The sequence below is a fragment of the Pseudoalteromonas sp. 2CM39R genome (assembly GCF_023161845.1).
Genome location: NZ_JALNTM010000016.1, coordinates 93361 through 110918, shown reverse-complemented (window position 1 = coordinate 110918; position 17558 = coordinate 93361). Strand labels below are relative to the sequence as shown.

16 protein-coding genes are annotated in these 17558 nt (G+C 42.5%); 13 read left to right on the top strand and 3 right to left on the bottom strand.

Annotated elements, in window-relative coordinates; translation table 11 throughout:
- Positions 1 to 131: 131 nt before the first annotated feature.
- Genes dapD through map form a run of 3 tightly spaced genes read right to left on the bottom strand, consistent with a single transcriptional unit; the run spans position 132 to position 4409 of the window.
- Entirely contained in the window at positions 132 to 959 is an 828-nt protein-coding gene (gene dapD / locus MTF66_RS28315; RefSeq protein WP_054553126.1) for a 2,3,4,5-tetrahydropyridine-2,6-dicarboxylate N-succinyltransferase, read from the bottom strand.
- Positions 960 to 968: 9 nt separating this feature from the next.
- Complete coding sequence (gene glnD / locus MTF66_RS28310; protein ID WP_054553125.1) at positions 969 to 3587, bottom strand: [protein-PII] uridylyltransferase; 2619 nt, start codon at positions 3585 to 3587, stop codon at positions 969 to 971.
- A gap of 12 nt (positions 3588 to 3599) precedes the next feature.
- Positions 3600 to 4409 carry a type I methionyl aminopeptidase gene (gene map, locus MTF66_RS28305; RefSeq protein WP_268801438.1) on the bottom strand — a complete coding sequence of 270 codons (810 nt, stop codon included), beginning with the start codon at positions 4407 to 4409 and terminating at the stop codon, positions 3600 to 3602.
- Positions 4410 to 4656: 247 nt separating this feature from the next.
- Here map and rpsB point away from each other — a divergent pair, with 247 nt between their 5' ends.
- The 13 genes from rpsB to lpxA all read left to right on the top strand — a co-directional run bounded on the left by rpsB (position 4657) and on the right by lpxA (position 17531).
- Entirely contained in the window at positions 4657 to 5385 is a 729-nt protein-coding gene (rpsB, locus tag MTF66_RS28300; protein ID WP_054562046.1) for a 30S ribosomal protein S2, read from the top strand.
- A 103-nt stretch (positions 5386 to 5488) separates the two neighbouring features.
- Positions 5489 to 6340, top strand: a complete 852-nt coding sequence (gene tsf, locus MTF66_RS28295) for a translation elongation factor Ts (RefSeq protein WP_248529346.1) — start codon at positions 5489 to 5491, stop codon at positions 6338 to 6340.
- Between the two features lie 151 nt (positions 6341 to 6491).
- The gene (gene pyrH / locus MTF66_RS28290; protein ID WP_054553317.1) at positions 6492 to 7241 is read left to right on the top strand and encodes a UMP kinase; all 750 of its coding nucleotides are present in this window, start codon (positions 6492 to 6494) and stop codon (positions 7239 to 7241) included.
- 14 nt (positions 7242 to 7255) lie between these two features.
- On the top strand, positions 7256 to 7813 hold the full coding sequence (gene frr, locus MTF66_RS28285) for a ribosome recycling factor (protein WP_054553121.1): 558 nt from the start codon (positions 7256 to 7258) through the stop codon (positions 7811 to 7813).
- Positions 7814 to 7917: 104 nt separating this feature from the next.
- Entirely contained in the window at positions 7918 to 8697 is a 780-nt protein-coding gene (locus MTF66_RS28280; protein ID WP_054553120.1) for an isoprenyl transferase, read from the top strand.
- A gap of 22 nt (positions 8698 to 8719) precedes the next feature.
- On the top strand, positions 8720 to 9586 hold the full coding sequence (locus tag MTF66_RS28275; protein ID WP_054553119.1) for a phosphatidate cytidylyltransferase: 867 nt from the start codon (positions 8720 to 8722) through the stop codon (positions 9584 to 9586).
- Complete coding sequence (ispC, locus tag MTF66_RS28270; RefSeq protein WP_248529345.1) at positions 9583 to 10782, top strand: 1-deoxy-D-xylulose-5-phosphate reductoisomerase; 1200 nt, start codon at positions 9583 to 9585, stop codon at positions 10780 to 10782. The genes MTF66_RS28275 and ispC overlap by 4 nt, the downstream gene beginning before the upstream one ends.
- A gap of 1 nt (position 10783) precedes the next feature.
- Complete coding sequence (gene rseP / locus MTF66_RS28265; protein WP_248529344.1) at positions 10784 to 12136, top strand: sigma E protease regulator RseP; 1353 nt, start codon at positions 10784 to 10786, stop codon at positions 12134 to 12136.
- 106 nt (positions 12137 to 12242) lie between these two features.
- Positions 12243 to 14714 carry an outer membrane protein assembly factor BamA gene (gene bamA / locus MTF66_RS28260; RefSeq protein WP_248529343.1) on the top strand — a complete coding sequence of 824 codons (2472 nt, stop codon included), beginning with the start codon at positions 12243 to 12245 and terminating at the stop codon, positions 14712 to 14714.
- 12 nt (positions 14715 to 14726) lie between these two features.
- The gene (locus tag MTF66_RS28255) at positions 14727 to 15245 is read left to right on the top strand and encodes an OmpH family outer membrane protein (protein WP_054553115.1); all 519 of its coding nucleotides are present in this window, start codon (positions 14727 to 14729) and stop codon (positions 15243 to 15245) included.
- Positions 15246 to 15254: 9 nt separating this feature from the next.
- A complete protein-coding gene (gene lpxD / locus MTF66_RS28250) occupies positions 15255 to 16295 on the top strand; it encodes a UDP-3-O-(3-hydroxymyristoyl)glucosamine N-acyltransferase (protein WP_054562041.1) in 1041 nt (346 codons plus the stop codon).
- A gap of 10 nt (positions 16296 to 16305) precedes the next feature.
- On the top strand, positions 16306 to 16758 hold the full coding sequence (fabZ, locus tag MTF66_RS28245; RefSeq protein WP_054562040.1) for a 3-hydroxyacyl-ACP dehydratase FabZ: 453 nt from the start codon (positions 16306 to 16308) through the stop codon (positions 16756 to 16758).
- Between the two features lie 2 nt (positions 16759 to 16760).
- Positions 16761 to 17531, top strand: coding sequence for an acyl-ACP--UDP-N-acetylglucosamine O-acyltransferase (lpxA, locus tag MTF66_RS28240; protein ID WP_054553112.1), 771 nt, complete (start codon positions 16761 to 16763; stop codon positions 17529 to 17531).
- Positions 17532 to 17558: the final 27 nt, after the last annotated feature.

The window sequence follows — 17558 nt, the reverse complement described above, 5'->3', positions numbered from 1 at the left end:
TTTTATACTAAAACATATTTGCGGGTATATCTCAACAAACTAGCTAAAAATCACTGCATTACAGATAATAAAAAAGCGCGAAACTAGTTAGCATCGCGCTTCTTATCTCTAAAACTTAAAGCTCAGTTTTATTATTCATCAATGGAGCGAAGTAGGGCATTAATACCTACTTTTTCGCGAGTTTGCTGATCTACTTTTTTCACGATGATGGCAGCATATAGGCTGTGCGAACCATCTTTTGACGGTAAAGAACCTGGAACAACAACCGCACCGGCTGGTACTCGGCCGTAATGGATTTCGCCAGTTTCACGGTCATAGATACGTGTGCTTTGGCTGATGTAAACACCCATTGAGATAACAGCGCCTTCTTCAACTACAACGCCTTCAACAATTTCAGAACGTGCGCCAATAAAGCAGTTGTCTTCGATAATTGTTGGGTTAGCTTGTAGTGGCTCAAGCACACCACCAATGCCTACACCGCCCGACAAGTGAACATTTTTACCAATTTGTGCACATGAGCCAACCGTTGCCCATGTATCAACCATCGTACCTTCATCAACGTAGGCGCCAATGTTGACATAAGATGGCATTAACACCACGTTTTTACCTACGAAGCTGCCTTTACGTGCCACAGCATTAGGCACAACACGCATGCCGCCTTGTTGGAATTGCTCTGGTGTATAGTCGCTAAATTTAAGTGGTACTTTGTCGTAAAACTGATTAACACCATCGCTCATTGGTTGGTTATCACGAATACGGAAAGACAGTAGCACCGCTTTTTTTAACCATTGATGTACAACCCACTCACCACTGATTTTTTCAGCAACACGTGCAGCGCCGCTATCAAGTAATTCAAGCGCGTCGATAATAGCTTGTTTTACTTCACTTGATACCGTGCTTGGGCTGATGCTATCGCGGTTGTCCCAGGCGTTTTCGATCATGGTTTTTAAATCTGACATAAGATCCTCTTATTCGGTTTCTGCGTTGAGTTTTTTACGCAATGCTTGATGAATTTTAGCCTGTTCTTCGTCTGTTAATGCTTGGTATTCGTTATTTGATACCACGAAGAAATCTTCTGCACGTTCACCAACTGTGGTGATCCGTGCGGCATGAATATGTAATAAGTGCGCTTGAAATACTTCCGCAATTTTTGTTAATAGACCCGGAATATCCACCGCTTGGATTTCAATTAGGCTGCGGTCTTTACGGGCATGCGGTCTAAGCACAATTTTTGGTTTGATATTAAAGTCTTTGAAGCGCTGTGAGCGATTCTTTTTGAGGCGAATCTTCTTTTTCGGGTCGCTAATTGCAAGATCTAAAGCACGTTTAATGCCTTGCGAACGGTTACTGGCAATCGGGTCACCATTAACCTCTAAAATAACAAAGCTAAATAGCACGTAGCCATCTTTTGTGGTCAGTACCTGCGCATGTTGAATTTGTGCTTTTTTCGAACCAATCACACTAACTAAACGTGAGAATAAACTGCCTGAGTAAGGACTATAAGCAAATACTTGTGTACCACCATGCATTGCGGTGTTAGACACGGCAACGCTAGGCTGGCTTAAATCGTCACAGCTTAGTAGATGCTCTGTGTGCCACGAAATCTGTTGCTCGCTAAAAGCGGTAAAGTAATTGGCTTTAAAGCGACTCCAAATTAAGTCGATTTGATCTTCGTTACAACCGTGGTTCAGTAAGCGCTGTTTGGCTTGCTGTTTTTTATCACGTATTTGGTCACGTTGGTCCATTGGGTTTTCAAGCCCTAAACGAAGCGCGCGCTGGGTGTGTAAATACAGCTCACGTAGTAGGGTATTTTTCCAATCGTTCCATAGGTTATCGTTAGTTGCGCGAATATCGGCCAAGGTTAAGCAGTACAAGTAATCAAGCTGGCGCTCATTTTTCACTTTACTTGCAAAGTCTTTAATCACATCAGGGTCATTAATATCTTTGCGCTGCGCTGTAACCGACATAAGTAAGTGATTAGCCACTAACCACGAAATAAGCTTGCCATCTGAGGCTGGGAAGCGGTGTAGCTTAGCAAACGCGATTGCATCAACTGAGCCAAGTTCAGAGTGATCGCCACCTCGACCTTTAGCAATATCGTGGAAAATACCGGCTAAATAAAGTAACTCAGGCTTGTCCATACGAGTGACAATTTCACTACATAACGGAAATTCGCTGACTTTTGATTTATCAAAGTACTTATAAATATTGTTGATGAGTTTATGGGTATGTTCATCCACGGTGTAGGCATGGAATAAATCAAACTGCATTTGCCCAAAAATATTACGCCACTGTGGTAAGTAGGCAGCAATAATGCCGTGTTTGTGCATTAGCGTAAATGCGCGGCCCATACCGTTAGGATGTTTGATTAAACGCAAAAATGCTTCGCGACAGGCGGCGTAATCTTGTAAATCACCCAATAAACGACGGCGAACTTGGCGCATTGTACGTATGGTACTTGGGTAAATATGGGTGATCTCTGGGTTATCAGCAATATGCTCGAACAACACAAATAGCTGATCACGGCGGAAGAACACCGATGGATTCTTAACACGAATTTGATGGCCAATGCGCTCAAAGTTACGGTCAAGCTCTATCACAGGTAACTCACCGGCACCCGGTAAAATGCTTTGCTCAAAGTATGAAAGCAGCATTTGGTTAAGCTCACGTACGCGGCTCATGATCCTAAATAAGCGTTTCATCATGCGCTCGACTGAGGCTTTACCGTCACTACCAAAGCCAAGAATTTCAGCAGCGTTAGGCTGATGATCGAACAATAAGCGGTTTTCAGAGCGACCCGCAGCGATGTGCAGCGCAAAACGAATGTTCCATAGGTTTTCTAAACACTCAGAAAGTTCTTGGTATTCTTCGTGAGTAAGATAGCCGTGATTTATGAGTTCTTGTAATGTTTCGGCTCTAAAGTGTTTTTTAGCAACCCAAATAATGGTCTGTAAGTCGCGCAGGCCACCTGGGTTCTCTTTGATGTTAGGCTCAAGGTTATAAGCCGTACCATGGCATTTTTTATGGCGTAAACTTTGTTCTTGTACTTTTGCCAAAAAGAATTCGTCTGAGCGCCAAATAGGCGTATCAATTAAATGATTTTTTAATTTTTCGAATTCGATATGGTTACCGAAAATTAATCGGCTTTCGAGTAAGCTGGTGGCAAATGTCACATCTTCGCGTTTTTGTTCTAATGCTTGTTCTATAGTGCGAACGCTGTGACCAATTTCTAAATTAAGATCCCAAAGCATGGTAACGAACTGGCCAATTTTCTCGCACACGGCTTCACTTGGCTGCTCGCTTACTAGCAACATAAAGTCGATATCGGAATAGGGGTGTAGTTCGCCACGACCATAACCACCCACAGCAATTAGGGCTAAGTCACTTTCGTGAGCAAGGTCGTAATCGTGAAACAATTTAATTAATAGGCGGTCAATAAACTCAGCGCGGGCATTAATTAAGTTGCTAACGGGTTGTTTTGAGAATTCGTTCTGTAGCCATTTATAAAAATAACTAGAACAGTCGCGATAATCGCTAAGTTGCTCAGCTTGGCTGAGCAACTTTTTTACTTTATTGGGTAATGCCACTGGGGCTGGCTCCTAGTGTTCGATGATCCTGTCAATAGTATCATCTGATCGGAGCGTTAAAATTTCAACACCATTTTCAGTCACTAACAGTGTATGTTCCCACTGTGCAGACAGTGAACGGTCTTTTGTTACGACAGTCCAGTTGTCTTTAAGTAGCTTACATTGGCGTTTACCAGCATTAACCATAGGCTCGATTGTTAAGCACATACCTGCTTTTAATACTTCGCCAGTACCTGGTTTACCGTAGTGCATTACTTGAGGTTCTTCGTGGAACTCAGCACCAATACCGTGGCCACAGTATTCACGAACGATTGAATAGCTAAAGCCTTCTGCGTATTTTTGAATTGCAGCACCGATATCACCTAAACGTACGCCTGGTTTTACCATTTTAATTGCAAGGTAAAGGCTTTCTTGCGTGATATCAGCAAGACGCTTGCCTTGAATGTTAGGTGTACCAACGTGGAACATCTTCGATGTATCACCGTGATAGCCATCTTTGATCACAGTCACGTCGATATTTACGCTATCACCTTCTTTAAGCGGTTTGTCATTTGGAATACCGTGACAAATTACATGGTTCACTGAGGTGCAAATTGATTTTGGGAAACCGTGATAATTAAGCGGTGCTGGAACAGCATCTTGAACATTAACAATATAATCATGACAAATTGTATTTAGTTCATCTGTGGTTACACCTGGCACCACATGCGGTTCTATCATTTCTAGTACCTCGGCGGCTAAGCGCCCGGCAACACGCATTTTTTCGATTTCTTCAGGGGTCTTGATCACAGCACTCATTGAGGCTCCAAAGTTGTTTTTCAGGTCAGTTTTTAGTGCACAAATTTTGCACTAGACGTTGAGTTTTCAATTTTAATATGGTATAAAGCGCGCCGTCTTTTTACAAATAAATTCTTAACTGATTTTTTGTATTTAAGACAAACACAATTTTATTTTAACACACACACGTATCGTCACATACACTTGGGTGCACTTAAGTTACAAATTAACTGCGGTGTTGGTGCTATGGGATATGTGGAGGCCTAACCCTAAATTATAGAGGATTATACAAATGGCAAACGTTTCAATGCGCGATATGCTTCAAGCTGGTGTTCACTTTGGTCACCAGGCACGTTACTGGAACCCTAAGATGAAGCCTTTCATCTTCGGCGCTCGTAACCGTGTTCATATCATCAACCTAGAGCAAACTGTACCAATGTTCAACGAAGCACTTAAGTTCTTATCGAACGCAGCTTCTAACAAAGGTAAAGTACTTTTCGTTGGTACTAAGCGCGCAGCAAGCGAAGCAGTTAAAGAAGCAGCGATCCAAAGCGAGCAGTTCTACGTAAACCACCGTTGGTTAGGTGGTATGTTGACTAACTGGAAAACAGTTCGTCAATCAATCAAGCGTCTTAAAGACCTTGAAGCGCAAAGCCAAGACGGTACTTTCGAGAAATTAACTAAGAAAGAAGCGTTAATGCTTACTCGTGAAATGGAAAAGCTTGAAAAGAGCCTTGGTGGTATCAAAGACATGGGCGGTCTTCCTGACGCGCTTTTCGTTATCGATGCAGACCACGAGCACATCGCTATCCGTGAAGCTAACAACCTAGGTATTCCAGTTGTTGCTATCGTTGATACTAACTCTAACCCAGACGGTGTTGATTACATCGTACCTGGTAACGACGATGCGATCCGTGCTATCCAACTTTACACAGGCGCTGTATCAGCTGCGATCACTGAAGGTCGTGAGAACAACATCGTTGCTCAAGCTGAGAAAGACGACTTCGTAGAAGCTGAGTAATTAGCTGTCATCAAGTCTTCATCTAATTAAGATGAAGACTTGTTATTCTTGTTAAGCGGCCTATACCGCTTCCCTATAACAGAATTCAATTGAGGATATTCTAATGGCTGTAACTGCTGCCCTAGTTAAAGAATTACGCGAGCGTACTGGCGCTGGCATGATGGATTGTAAAAAAGCGTTAACTGAAACTAACGGTGACATCGAGTTAGCGATCGAAAACATGCGTAAGAGCGGTGCTGCAAAGGCTGCTAAAAAAGCTGGTAACATCGCTGCTGAAGGTACAATCTTAATCAAAGAAGGTAACGGTTTCGCTGCACTTCTTGAAGTTAACTGTCAAACTGACTTCGTTGCTAAAGACGCTAACTTCCTTGGTTTCGCTAACCAAGTTCTTGACGTTGCTGCAGAAACTAAAGCAGACATCGAAGCACTTAAAGCACAGTTCGAAGAAACTCGTGTTGCTCTAGTTGCTAAAATCGGTGAAAACATTAACGTTCGTCGCGTTGAGTACATCGACGGTGACAAGCTTTCTTCTTACCGCCACGGCGACCGTATCGGTGTTGTTGTAGTTGGTGACGCTGACGAAGAAACACTTAAGCAAGTTGCTATGCACGTAGCTGCGTCTAAGCCTGAGTACGTAAACCCAGAAGACGTACCAGCTGAGATCGTTGAAAAAGAAAAAGCAGTTCAAATCGATATCGCGATGAACGAAGGCAAGCCTGCTGAAATCGCTGAGAAAATGGTTATCGGTCGTATGAAGAAATTCACTGGTGAGATCTCTCTTACTGGTCAAGCTTTCATCATTGAACCTAAAAAATCAGTTGGCGAAATTCTTAAAGAGAAAGGCGCAACTGTTACTAACTTCATCCGTTTAGAAGTTGGTGAAGGTATCGAGCGTAAAGAAGAAGACTTCGCTGCTGAAGTAGCTGCTCAAATCGCTGCTGCAAAAGGCGAGTAATTTTCTAACTTAGTGACGTAGGGCAATAAGATGAAATTATTCTGCTATTAGCTTTTGCGTCACTGATGAAAATTCTTTAAAATAACCGCGTTTTATGTGTAACCATAGCGCGGTTATTTTTTATCTCATTACTAAGGCTGGCCCAAATATTATGACTATCAATCGTAAACCTATTTTTAGACGTGTTCTTCTTAAACTTAGCGGTGAAGCATTAATGGGAGACGAAGGCTTCGGCATCGACCCAAAAGTACTTGACCGTATGGCTCAAGAAATTAAAGAACTTGTAGAGCTCGACGTAGAAGTAGGTTTAGTTATCGGTGGCGGTAACTTCTTGCGTGGTGGTTCATTAGCAGAAGCGGGTATGAACCGCGTAGTTGGCGACCACATGGGTATGCTTGCGACTGTAATGAATGGTTTAGCAATGCGTGATGCACTGCACCGTGCATTTGTAAATTGTCGTTTAATGTCTGCAATCCCACTGAACGGTGTGTGTGATGCTTACAATTGGGCAGAAGCTATCAGCCTATTAAAATCTGGCCGCGTTGTAATTTTCTCAGCGGGTACAGGTAACCCATTCTTCACGACTGACTCAGCAGCGTGTTTACGTGGTATTGAAATTGAAGCAGATACTGTAATCAAAGCGACTAAAGTGGATGGTGTTTACTCTGATGACCCAGTGAAAAACCCAGACGCTACACTATATCGCCACTTAAGCTACAATGAAATCATTGATAAAGAGCTTAAGGTTATGGATTTAGCTGCATTTACGCTGGCGCGTGACCACAACATGCCATTAAGCGTATTTAACATGAATAAATCAGGCGCGCTTAAGCGTGTTATTATGGGCGAAGATGAAGGAACGCTTATCTCTTCACAAGCCTCAGATGAAACTAGCAAATAGATTAGGATTGAACCGTGATTAACGATATCAAAAAAGATGCGTCAGAACGTATGCAAAAAAGTGTTGCGGCACTAGGCAGTCAATTATCTAAAATTCGCACAGGCCGTGCGCACCCAGCATTACTTGACGGTATTCAAGTGTCTTACTACGGTGCTGACACGCCATTAAACCAAGTTGCTAACGTAACAATTGAAGATTCTCGTACACTTGCAATTAGCGTGTTTGATAAGTCACTAGCGCAAGCAGTAGAAAAAGCGATCATGGCTTCAGATTTAGGTTTAAACCCAATGTCTGCAGGTACTGTTATTCGTGTTCCACTTCCTCCGCTTACAGAAGAGCGTCGCAAAGACCTTATCAAAATCGTACGTGGCGAAGTTGAAAGCGGTCGTGTTGCTGTACGTAACATCCGTCGTGATGCAAATGGCGACATTAAGAGCTTATTGAAAGAAAAAGATATTTCTGAAGATGAAGCACGTCAAGCAGAAGACGAGATCCAAAAGCTTACTGATAAGTTCATCAAAGAGATGGACGCACAACTAGCTGCAAAAGAAGCTGAGTTAATGGAAATCTAATCGCTGCTGTTTATCTTTCAGACACTGATTCTGTAAGTAAACAGGCGTAACTAAATTTATTAGTTTTGAAACGCCGTCTAGGGTATACTAGACGGCGTTTTTTTATGGAATACTCGATATTTATGGTTCTTAACGCTGATAAAATTTCCCAGCAAAGTTTGCCTAAGCATGTCGCTATAATCATGGATGGCAACGGACGTTGGGCACAAGCGAAAAATCGTCCACGTGTTTATGGGCACAAAAAGGGCGTTGATGCGGTTCGTCAATCAGTGCAATTTTGTACTCGCTTAGGTATACAGTCGTTAACACTATTCGCATTTAGTAGCGAAAATTGGCGACGTCCAGAAGACGAAGTAAATACGCTCATGGAGCTATTTTTATTCGTACTGGGCAAAGAAGTTAAAAAACTTCATAAAAATAATGTAAAGCTAAACATAATTGGTGATTTATCACGCTTTTCAGAAGGTTTGCGCAATAAAGTTGATGCAGCCCATGAATTAACTCGTAATAATACGGGTCTACAGTTAAACGTGGCAGCTAATTATGGTGGACGTTGGGATATTACTAACGCCGCAACAACGCTTGCGAAAAAGGTCGCAGCCGGTGAAATGGCCGCAGAAGATATTACTGAAGAGCTAATGGCTGAACAAATGAGTATGGCCGACCAAGGTGAGCTTGATTTAATGATCCGCACCGGTGGAGATTTACGCATCAGTAACTTCCTTTTATGGCAAGCGGCTTATGCTGAGCTTTACTTTACCGATACGCTTTGGCCAGACTTCAATGAAGCTGCATTTGCTGACGCTATCGCATGTTACGTTGCCAGAGAGCGACGATTTGGTTGTACAGGCGAACAAATAAAACAATTACTCGCCGAGACCTAATTACTAGTTGAAGGTACACACATTGCTAAAACAACGAATTTTAACCTCGCTCGTGTTGGCACCACTTGCACTTATTTTGGTTTTTTATACCCCATTAACACTATTTAGTTATATCGCCGCCGGTATTGTTTTACTCGGTGCATGGGAGTGGTCTGCATTTATGGGCCTATGCGATAAAGTTAAACGTTTTGGATTTGTTGCAGCAACGGCTGCATTTTTGGCATTACTTAACTGGCATTGGCCCATTGAATCACTTTGGCAAAATGGTCAATTAGTGGGTGATGCAAACTACCTATTTACCTTGTCATTTGCATGGTGGATTGTGGCAACTTATTTAGTTTGGCGCTACCCAGCTATGGCAAAGGCTTGGAATGAAGGCATTGTAATGCGTGCCATTGCTGGCTTTTTAACGTTAGTGCCACTTTGGCTTGCACTAAATACACTACGTAGCGCAGGGTATGGAGAATCTACTCACTTTGGTTCAATGTTAATTTTAGTTGTACTTGGTATTGTGTGGAGCGCAGATATTGGTGCTTACTTTACTGGTAAAAACTTAGGTAAACGTAAACTAATGCCAAAGGTAAGTCCTAATAAAACGATTGAAGGTTTATTAGGTGGTGTAGTGGCTTCGGTTGTTTTTGTTTTAGCATTTTGCCACTTCACTAATGTTGATATGAGTGTTTGGCCAATCTATGCCGTGATGACTGCATTTATCGCGTTATTCTCAGCGGTAGGCGATTTACTCGAAAGTATGTTTAAACGTGAAGTTGGCTTGAAAGACAGCGGTTCATGTTTACCAGGCCACGGCGGTATTTTAGACCGTATCGATAGCTTAACTGCGGCTGCGCCAATCTTTGTACTATGCTACGCATGGACACTGAGTTTATGAGCAAAGTAGAGCAACTTGTCGTACTGGGCGCAACTGGTTCAATCGGTTTAAGCACCTTAGATGTTGTTTCTAGAAACCCGGAGCGCTTTGCGGTTTTTGCTTTAGCGGCGGGTAAAAATGCCGAGCAAATGGCTGAACTGTGTATCGCACATCAGCCTAAATTTGCTGTTATGGCTGATCAACAAGCCGCTAGTGCGCTATCGAATTTACTTGCAAATAGCTCGTGTAACACACAGGTGCTAGCAGGTGTTGAGGCGATGTGTGAGCTTGCTGCACACACAGATGTTGATGCAGTGATGTCGGCGATAGTAGGTGCAGCGGGTCTACTGCCGACTTTAAGTGCAGTTGAAGCTGGCAAAAAAGTGTTGCTAGCGAATAAAGAATCCTTGGTTATGTCGGGTCAGTTGTTTATTGATAAAGTAAAACAACATGGCGCCACTTTACTGCCTATCGATAGCGAACATAATGCGATTTTCCAATGTATGCCAGCATCATTACAAAGTGCATCTGGTCTACTTGCCGACAATGGCGTGAGCAAAATCTTGCTTACTGGTTCTGGCGGTCCTTTCTTAAAACGTGATTTAGCGACATTACCATCAGTGACTGTTGCAGAAGCAGTGGCACATCCAAACTGGTCAATGGGACAAAAGATTTCTGTTGATTCAGCAACAATGATGAATAAAGGCCTAGAGTTTATAGAAGCTAAGTGGCTGTTTAACTGCTGTGCCAGTGATATTGAAGTGGTGATCCACCCACAAAGTATTATTCACTCTATGGTGCAATATCAAGATGGCTCAGTGCTTGCGCAAATGGGTAATCCAGATATGCGCACACCAATTGCTCATGCTTTAGCTTTTCCTGAGCGTGTCGATGCGGGTGTAAAACCGCTCGATTTTTCACAAATGGCTGACTTTACCTTCACTAAGCCAGATTATGCTCGTTACCCTAATTTAAAACTTGCCATTGATGCGTGTGAAATGGGGCAAGGTGCAACCACCACAGTAAATGCGGCGAATGAAATAGCGGTTGCAGCATTTCTAAATGGTCAAATCGGCTTTACAGATATTTATCGAATTAACGCTGAAACGCTCAATGCAACACAAAATATCAACGTGCAGACCCTCGATGAGATTTTAGCTTGCGACCAAGCTGCACGTATAAAAGCGACTGAGTTTGTAAAAAGAGGCATCAACTAGCATGTTTGATTTTTTCTGGAATCTTGGCTCATTTATTCTTGCTCTGGGTATTTTAGTGACTGTGCATGAATATGGTCATTTTTGGGTTGCGCGAAAAGCCGGCGTGAAAGTGCTGCGTTTTTCAATTGGCTTTGGTAAGCCATTGATCAAGTGGTACGACAAACAGCAAACCGAATATGTGATTGCAGCAATCCCACTAGGTGGTTATGTCAAAATGCTTGATGAGCGTGTTGACGAAGTGCCGCCAGAGCAGCGACATTTATCATTTAATGCTAAATCAGTAAAAGCACGCATTGCGATTGTGGCAGCAGGCCCGATGGCAAACTTTTTATTCGCTATTTTTGCCCTTGCTGTGATGTATATGGTTGGTGTTCAGTCATTAAAACCTGTGGTGGGTGAGGTGACTCAAGGCAGTCGTGCCGCAGCTGCTAATATTCAGCCAAACCAGCAAATTATTAAAATTGGTGAAGACGATATCAATACTTGGCAAGATGCAACGTTTTCGCTAATGAGCCGCTTAGGTGAGCAAAGTGTTGTGGTAACGCTTCGCGATCAGAATTATCAAAAGCATGTACGTACTCTTAACTTAGATGGTTGGAAATTAGACCAACAAGACGTACCACCATTAACCTCGATTGGCATTATACCGTTTCGTCCTAAAGCACTTTTAGAAGTGGCCATGATCAGTAAAGGCTCGGCGGCAGAAGCTGCAGGCTTACAGGTTAACGACAAAATTCTTGCTGTAAATGGTGAAAATATCAGCAGTTGGACTCAGTTAGTTTCACTAATTCAGCAATCACCTAACAAATCCTTACAATTTAGTGTACAAAGGCAAGATAGTATAAAAGAGCTGTCAGTAACGCCACAAAGCAGAACTAATGATGCGGGGGTTGCTCAGGGCTTTTTAGGTGTGTCTCCGGTGGTTGAGCCATGGCCAGAAAACTATATTGAAACTAGACATTATGGCCCTGTCGATAGTATTGTGCTGGGCATACAAGAAACATGGCGTTTAATTACCCTTAGTTTTGACATGATTGGTAATTTAATTACCGGTCAGGTGTCGGTTAAAAATTTAAGTGGCCCGGTGGGCATTGCAGTTGGCGCGGGAACTAGCGTAAGCTATGGCTTGGTTGCATTTTTAAGCTTTTTAGCATTGATTAGTGTAAACCTTGGCGTATTTAACTTATTACCGCTGCCAGTGCTAGATGGTGGGCACTTAATGTATTACATAATTGAACTTTTTCGCAAAAAGCCGGTCTCTGAAAAGACGCAAGAATTTGGTTTTAAAGTGGGGGCCTTGCTGCTTCTGTTTTTAACATGTTTCGCTTTGTTCAATGATGTATCGCGTTTATAACAAGTAAGCGAAAAATTCCAATTTGAACACGATTGTAAAACACCGCAAAAGTTAAATTTATAAGGTGTTGAGCGGTAATACAGTTGTAAAGGATAAAGATAACAAAATGGCTATAAAAAAACATTTGGCAGTTTCAAGTTTATTAGGTGCTAGCTTTGCAGCCCTAGGCCAAAACTCCTTTATTGTAGATGATTTAAAAGTTGAAGGTTTACAGCGTGTTGCACTGGGTGCAGCGTTAACGCATATTCCGATCAACGTGGGCGATAATATTGATGAGTACACAATTTCTAGAACCATAAAGGCTCTCTATCGTTCAGGTCACTTTGACAATATTAAAGCATTACGTGATGGCAACAGTGTTATCTTCCGAGTGACTGAGCGCCCAACGATCAGCATGATCGAATTTGATGGCAATAAAGACATCAAAGATGAGCAACTTAATGAGTCGCTAGACCAGCAAGATATCCGTACTGGTGAGCCGCTTGATAAAACAGTCCTTGATAACATTGAAAAAGGCTTAGTTGAATTCTTCCACAGTATTGGTAAGTACAATGCAAAAGTGGATGTAAGCATTACTAAGTTACCGCGTAACCGTGTAAAACTTTTATTCACATTTGATGAAGGTGACGCAGCGTCAATTCGTCAAATCAACTTGGTTGGTAACGAGCTTTTCTCAGATGAAGAGCTACTTAAATTAGCTGAGTCTCAGCAAGATTTGCCTTGGTGGCAGTTCATGTCGAGCGACCGTTATCAAAAGCAAACTATCGAAGGCGATTTAGAGAAAATTCGTAGTTACTACTTAGACCGTGGTTACCTACGTTTTAATATCGATTCGACACAAGTATCAGTTAGCCCAGAGCGTGATTCTGTTTATGTAACAGCGAATATCACTGAAGGCGTTAAGTATAAAGTTAAAGGCTTTGACTTTATTGGTGACTTGTTAGGCCGTGAAGAGCTTATTAAGAGCGTTATCCCGCTAAAAACTGGCGAGCTTTATAACGGCTCTGTGGTGACATCATCAGAAGAGTTTATTAAAAGCTACTTAGCACGTTTTGGCTATGCCAATGCTGAAGTACGCACCATCCCTGAGATTGATGACGAAAACAAAGAAGTTCAATTAACGCTTTCTGTTAATCCGGGCAAACGTGTTTATGTTCGTCGTATCATTGTGGGCGGTAACCAAAATACTTCTGATGAAGTGGTTCGTCGTGAAATGACACAGCTTGAAGGTGCATGGTTATCAAACCAAAGCCTTGAGCGCTCTAAACTGCAAATCCAGCGTTTACCTTACATGGAAAGCGTTGATTTTAATGTTGTGCCAGTACCAGGTGTAGATGACCAAGTTGATGTAGACTTTACTGTTAAAGAACAATCTGCAGGTAGCTTTAACGCAGGCCTTGCTTATGGTTCTTACTTGGGTCTGCAATTTAACATTGGTGTGAGTGAATCAAACTTCTTAGGTACCGGTAACCAAATTGGTTTCAACATTAATACCTCACGTGGTTCTGAGCGTATTAGTGTGTCTTACACTGACCCTTACTTTACGCCAGATGGTGTATCGCAAGGTAGTAGCATCTTCTACAGTAACTATGATGCAAGTAAATTCAGCCTCATCGACTATAAATCGAAGAGTTACGGTATTGGTACTAACATTGGTTTCCCAATCGATGCAGTAAACCGTATTAACTTTGGTGTTCGTTGGGTGCAAGAAGAGCTGTCTGATATTGCAGAATATGAGCAAACACGTGTTATTCGTGAAACATTCTTAGACCCTGAAAATCCAGATGCAGGCTTTGACTTTACTAAGTACGAGTTAAGTGCGGGTTGGTCACGTGTTACTGTTAACCGTGGTCTATTCCCAACAGCAGGTTCGCGCCAATCTCTTAACTTAACTGCGACAACGCCAAACTCTGATTTACAGTACTTTAAACTAAATTATGACTCGCGTTTCTACTGGCCAATCAGTAATGACCACCGCTGGGTGTTCTCAACGCGTGCGGCACTTGGTTACGGTAATGGTTACGGTACAACCAATGGTTATGACCAAACACTGCCGTTCCAAGAGTTCTTCAGAATTACTGAAATGGAACTACGTGGCTTTGACCGTAATACGATCTTACCACGTGCTGTATCACGTGTTCCGCAAAGCATTCCTGGTACACCATTACCTGATGGTACAACAACAGGTAGCATTGGTGGTGCATCAGAGTTTGACCAACTTTACACAGCAGGCCGAATTGGTGGTAACGCCAAAGCGGTAGCAGGGATGGAGCTTATTGTTCCAACACCTTTCTTAGATGAAGAAAACACCAGCTCTGTACGTACTAGCTTCTTCGTAGATGCTGCAAACGTATGGGATACAGAGTTTAATATCGACCGTTATCAAAACCTTTCAACAGACGAGCGTGCAAAATTGGATGACTATGCAGATCCGATGCGCTTTAGGGTTTCAACTGGTCTTTCTCTACAATGGATCTCTCCGATGGGTCCAATGCTGATCAGTTTTGCGTATCCATTGCAAAAAGAAGAAGATGACGATACGAAGACCATCAGCTTTAACATTAGTAATACATTCTAAAGGAGTTTTTTCGTGAATAAATCAATCAAATCAACAGCTTTTGCACTACTTGCTACTTTATCTATGGGTCTATCTACTAACGCATTCGCGCACAAAGTAGGTATCGTTGATATGCAAGAAATCTACAAGCAAATCCCACAAATGGCGAAAGTAGAGCAAACTTTAGAAGCTGAATTCTCAGAGCGTCGTCAAGAACTAGAAAAACTTCAAGGTGATATCCGTTTTGAAGCTGAAAAGTTCAAGCGTGAAGCAACAACGATGAGCGACAAGCAAAAAGAAGAATTACGTACTAAGATCCAAGGTATGCAACAGCAACTTGCTGAAAAAGGTCGTCCTTTAGAGCAAGAAATCAAAATGCGTCAAAACCAAGAACTAGCTAAAGTTCAAAAGCTAATCTTAGATGCAATCGAAGAAGTAGCGAAAGCTGGCAAATTCGATGAAGTTAAAGTTAAAGAAACAACGATTTATGTTAACCCTAAAACTGTCGATGACTTATCAAGCAAAGTTGTTGAAAAAGTAAGTAAGCAATAGAAATCATATATGCAAAACTACACGCTTTCGCAGATAGCGGATCTTCTGGGCGCTGACCTTCAAGGTGACGGCGCCACAGAGATTAAAAAAATATCTACACTTGCAAATGCCCAACATGGGCATATTGCATTTTTAGCGAACAAGAAATATCGCTCGCAATTAGAAGATACTCAAGCAAGTGCGGTGATTTTATCACCAGCAGATGCTGAGTACTTTTCGGGTAATAAGCTCATTGTTGCTAATCCTTATGTTTGTTACGCCAAGCTTGCTCAGCTAATGGATACCACACCGCGCTCAGCAGTGACGGGTATTCACCCAAGTGCAGTCATTCACGATTCAGCCTCTATTGGCGATAATGTCGCGATCGCTGCCAATGTGGTGATCGAAGCGGGCGCTGTAATTGCAAACGATGTGCAGATTGGCCCAGGCTGTTTTATTGGTGAGCACGCAAAAATTGGCCAAGGCACTAAGCTTTGGGCAAATGTAAGCGTTTACCATGAAGTAGAGATTGGCAGCGACTGTTTATTCCAAGCGAATACGGTAGTGGGCAGTGATGGTTTTGGTTACGCTAACGAGCGTGGCGAATGGGTGAAAATACCGCAACTTGGCCGAGTAATCATCGGTGATAAGGTTGAGGTAGGCGCGTCTACTACGATTGACCGTGGTGCGCTAGACGATACTATCATCCATAGTAATGTAATTATCGATAATCAATGTCAAATAGCGCATAATGTCGAGATCGGTTCGGGTACAGCGGTTGCTGGTTGTACGGTATTTGCTGGCAGCACAGTGATCGGTAGGAATTGTCAGATTGGCGGTATGGTTGCAATTAATGGTCACATTAGCGTATGCGATGGTGCTATAATCACCGGCATGAGCATGGTGACTAAGGCAATCACAGAACCTGGAATTTACTCTTCAGGCTTGCCACATCTAACCAACAAAGAATGGCGACGTAGTATTGCCCATATCCGTAACCTTGGCGATATGAAAGACCGCATTAAAGCACTTGAGTCACTGACTAAGTCACTCAATATTGAAGACAAATAAGGATGCTATTTTGGCAAATGAATTAAATAGTCTTGATATCCAGGATATCTTGAGTTTACTTCCGCATCGTTACCCGATGCTACTTGTTGACCGTGTACTTGATTACACGCCAGGCGAGTCGTTACATGCTATTAAAAATGTAACAGTGAACGAACCTATTTTTACGGGTCATTTTCCTAATCAACCTATCTTTCCAGGTGTGTTGATTTTAGAAGCAATGGCTCAAGCAACTGGCTTACTTGGTTTTAAGACAGTTGAAAATCGTAGCGATAACGAACTATATTTATTCGCAGCGATCGACAATGCGCGATTCAAACAGCCGGTGTTACCTGGCGATACTATGCATTTGCATGTAGAGTTTGTAAAAGAGCGCCGCAATATATGGAAATTTGCAGCAGAAGCAAAAGTTGACGGCAAAGTAGTGTGTACTGCCGAAATCATGTGTGCGAGAAGAGAGTTTTAATAGTGATCCATCCTACGGCGATAATCGAACCAGGTGCAAAACTTGGAAATAACGTATCAGTTGGCCCTTACAGCTATATCGGTAACGATGTAACTATTGGTGATAACTGTATCATCGAATCTCATGTGGTTGTAAAAGGCCCATCGACGATTGGTTCTGGTAACCATATTTTCCAATTTGCTTCGGTCGGTGAAGCTTGCCAAGACAAAAAGTATGCGAATGAGCCAACGACTTTGATCATTGGTGACAACAACGTGATCCGTGAGTGTGCGACAATTCACCGTGGTACGATTCAAGACCAAGGTGTAACAAAAATTGGTAGCAACAACTTATTTATGGCTTACACACACGTTGCACATGATGCAGTTGTGGGCGATAACGTTATTTTTGCTAACAATGCCTCTGTTGCTGGCCACGTACACGTAGGTGACTGGGTGATCCTTGCAGGTAACTCAGGTGTTCACCAGTTCTGTAAAATTGGTTCACATGCCTTTGTTGGTATGTACTCAGGCGTTAATAAAGATGTACCGCCATTTGTAACTACAATTGGTACGCCGGCTGGCCCTGTAGCAATCAATACTGAAGGCATGAAACGTCGTGGCTTTGAAAGCGATGAAATCATGGCAACACGCCGTGCATATAAAACGCTTTATCGTAAGAGCTTAGGTGTTGAAGAAGCAATCGCTGAGCTAAGTGAAGATGCTGCGAAGTACCCAGCTGTTCAGCTGATGATAGACTTCGTGAAAAGCTCTGAGCGCGGAATTATTCGCTAATCATAAGCGAACTCCTGTAAAAGCCAC

What these genes read in the sequence shown, in the direction of transcription:
- tsf (WP_248529346.1), top strand. Translation starts at nt 5,489, where the DNA reads ATGGCTGTAACTGCTGCCCTAGTTAAAGAATTACGCGAGCGTACTGGC.
- bamA (WP_248529343.1), top strand. Translation starts at nt 12,243, where the DNA reads ATGGCTATAAAAAAACATTTGGCAGTTTCAAGTTTATTAGGTGCTAGC.
- ispC (WP_248529345.1), top strand. Translation starts at nt 9,583, where the DNA reads ATGAGCAAAGTAGAGCAACTTGTCGTACTGGGCGCAACTGGTTCAATC.
- pyrH (WP_054553317.1), top strand. Translation starts at nt 6,492, where the DNA reads ATGACTATCAATCGTAAACCTATTTTTAGACGTGTTCTTCTTAAACTT.
- rseP (WP_248529344.1), top strand. Translation starts at nt 10,784, where the DNA reads ATGTTTGATTTTTTCTGGAATCTTGGCTCATTTATTCTTGCTCTGGGT.
- MTF66_RS28280 (WP_054553120.1), top strand. Translation starts at nt 7,918, where the DNA reads ATGGAATACTCGATATTTATGGTTCTTAACGCTGATAAAATTTCCCAG.
- rpsB (WP_054562046.1), top strand. Translation starts at nt 4,657, where the DNA reads ATGGCAAACGTTTCAATGCGCGATATGCTTCAAGCTGGTGTTCACTTT.
- lpxD (WP_054562041.1), top strand. Translation starts at nt 15,255, where the DNA reads ATGCAAAACTACACGCTTTCGCAGATAGCGGATCTTCTGGGCGCTGAC.
- dapD (WP_054553126.1), bottom strand. Translation starts at nt 959, where the DNA reads ATGTCAGATTTAAAAACCATGATCGAAAACGCCTGGGACAACCGCGAT.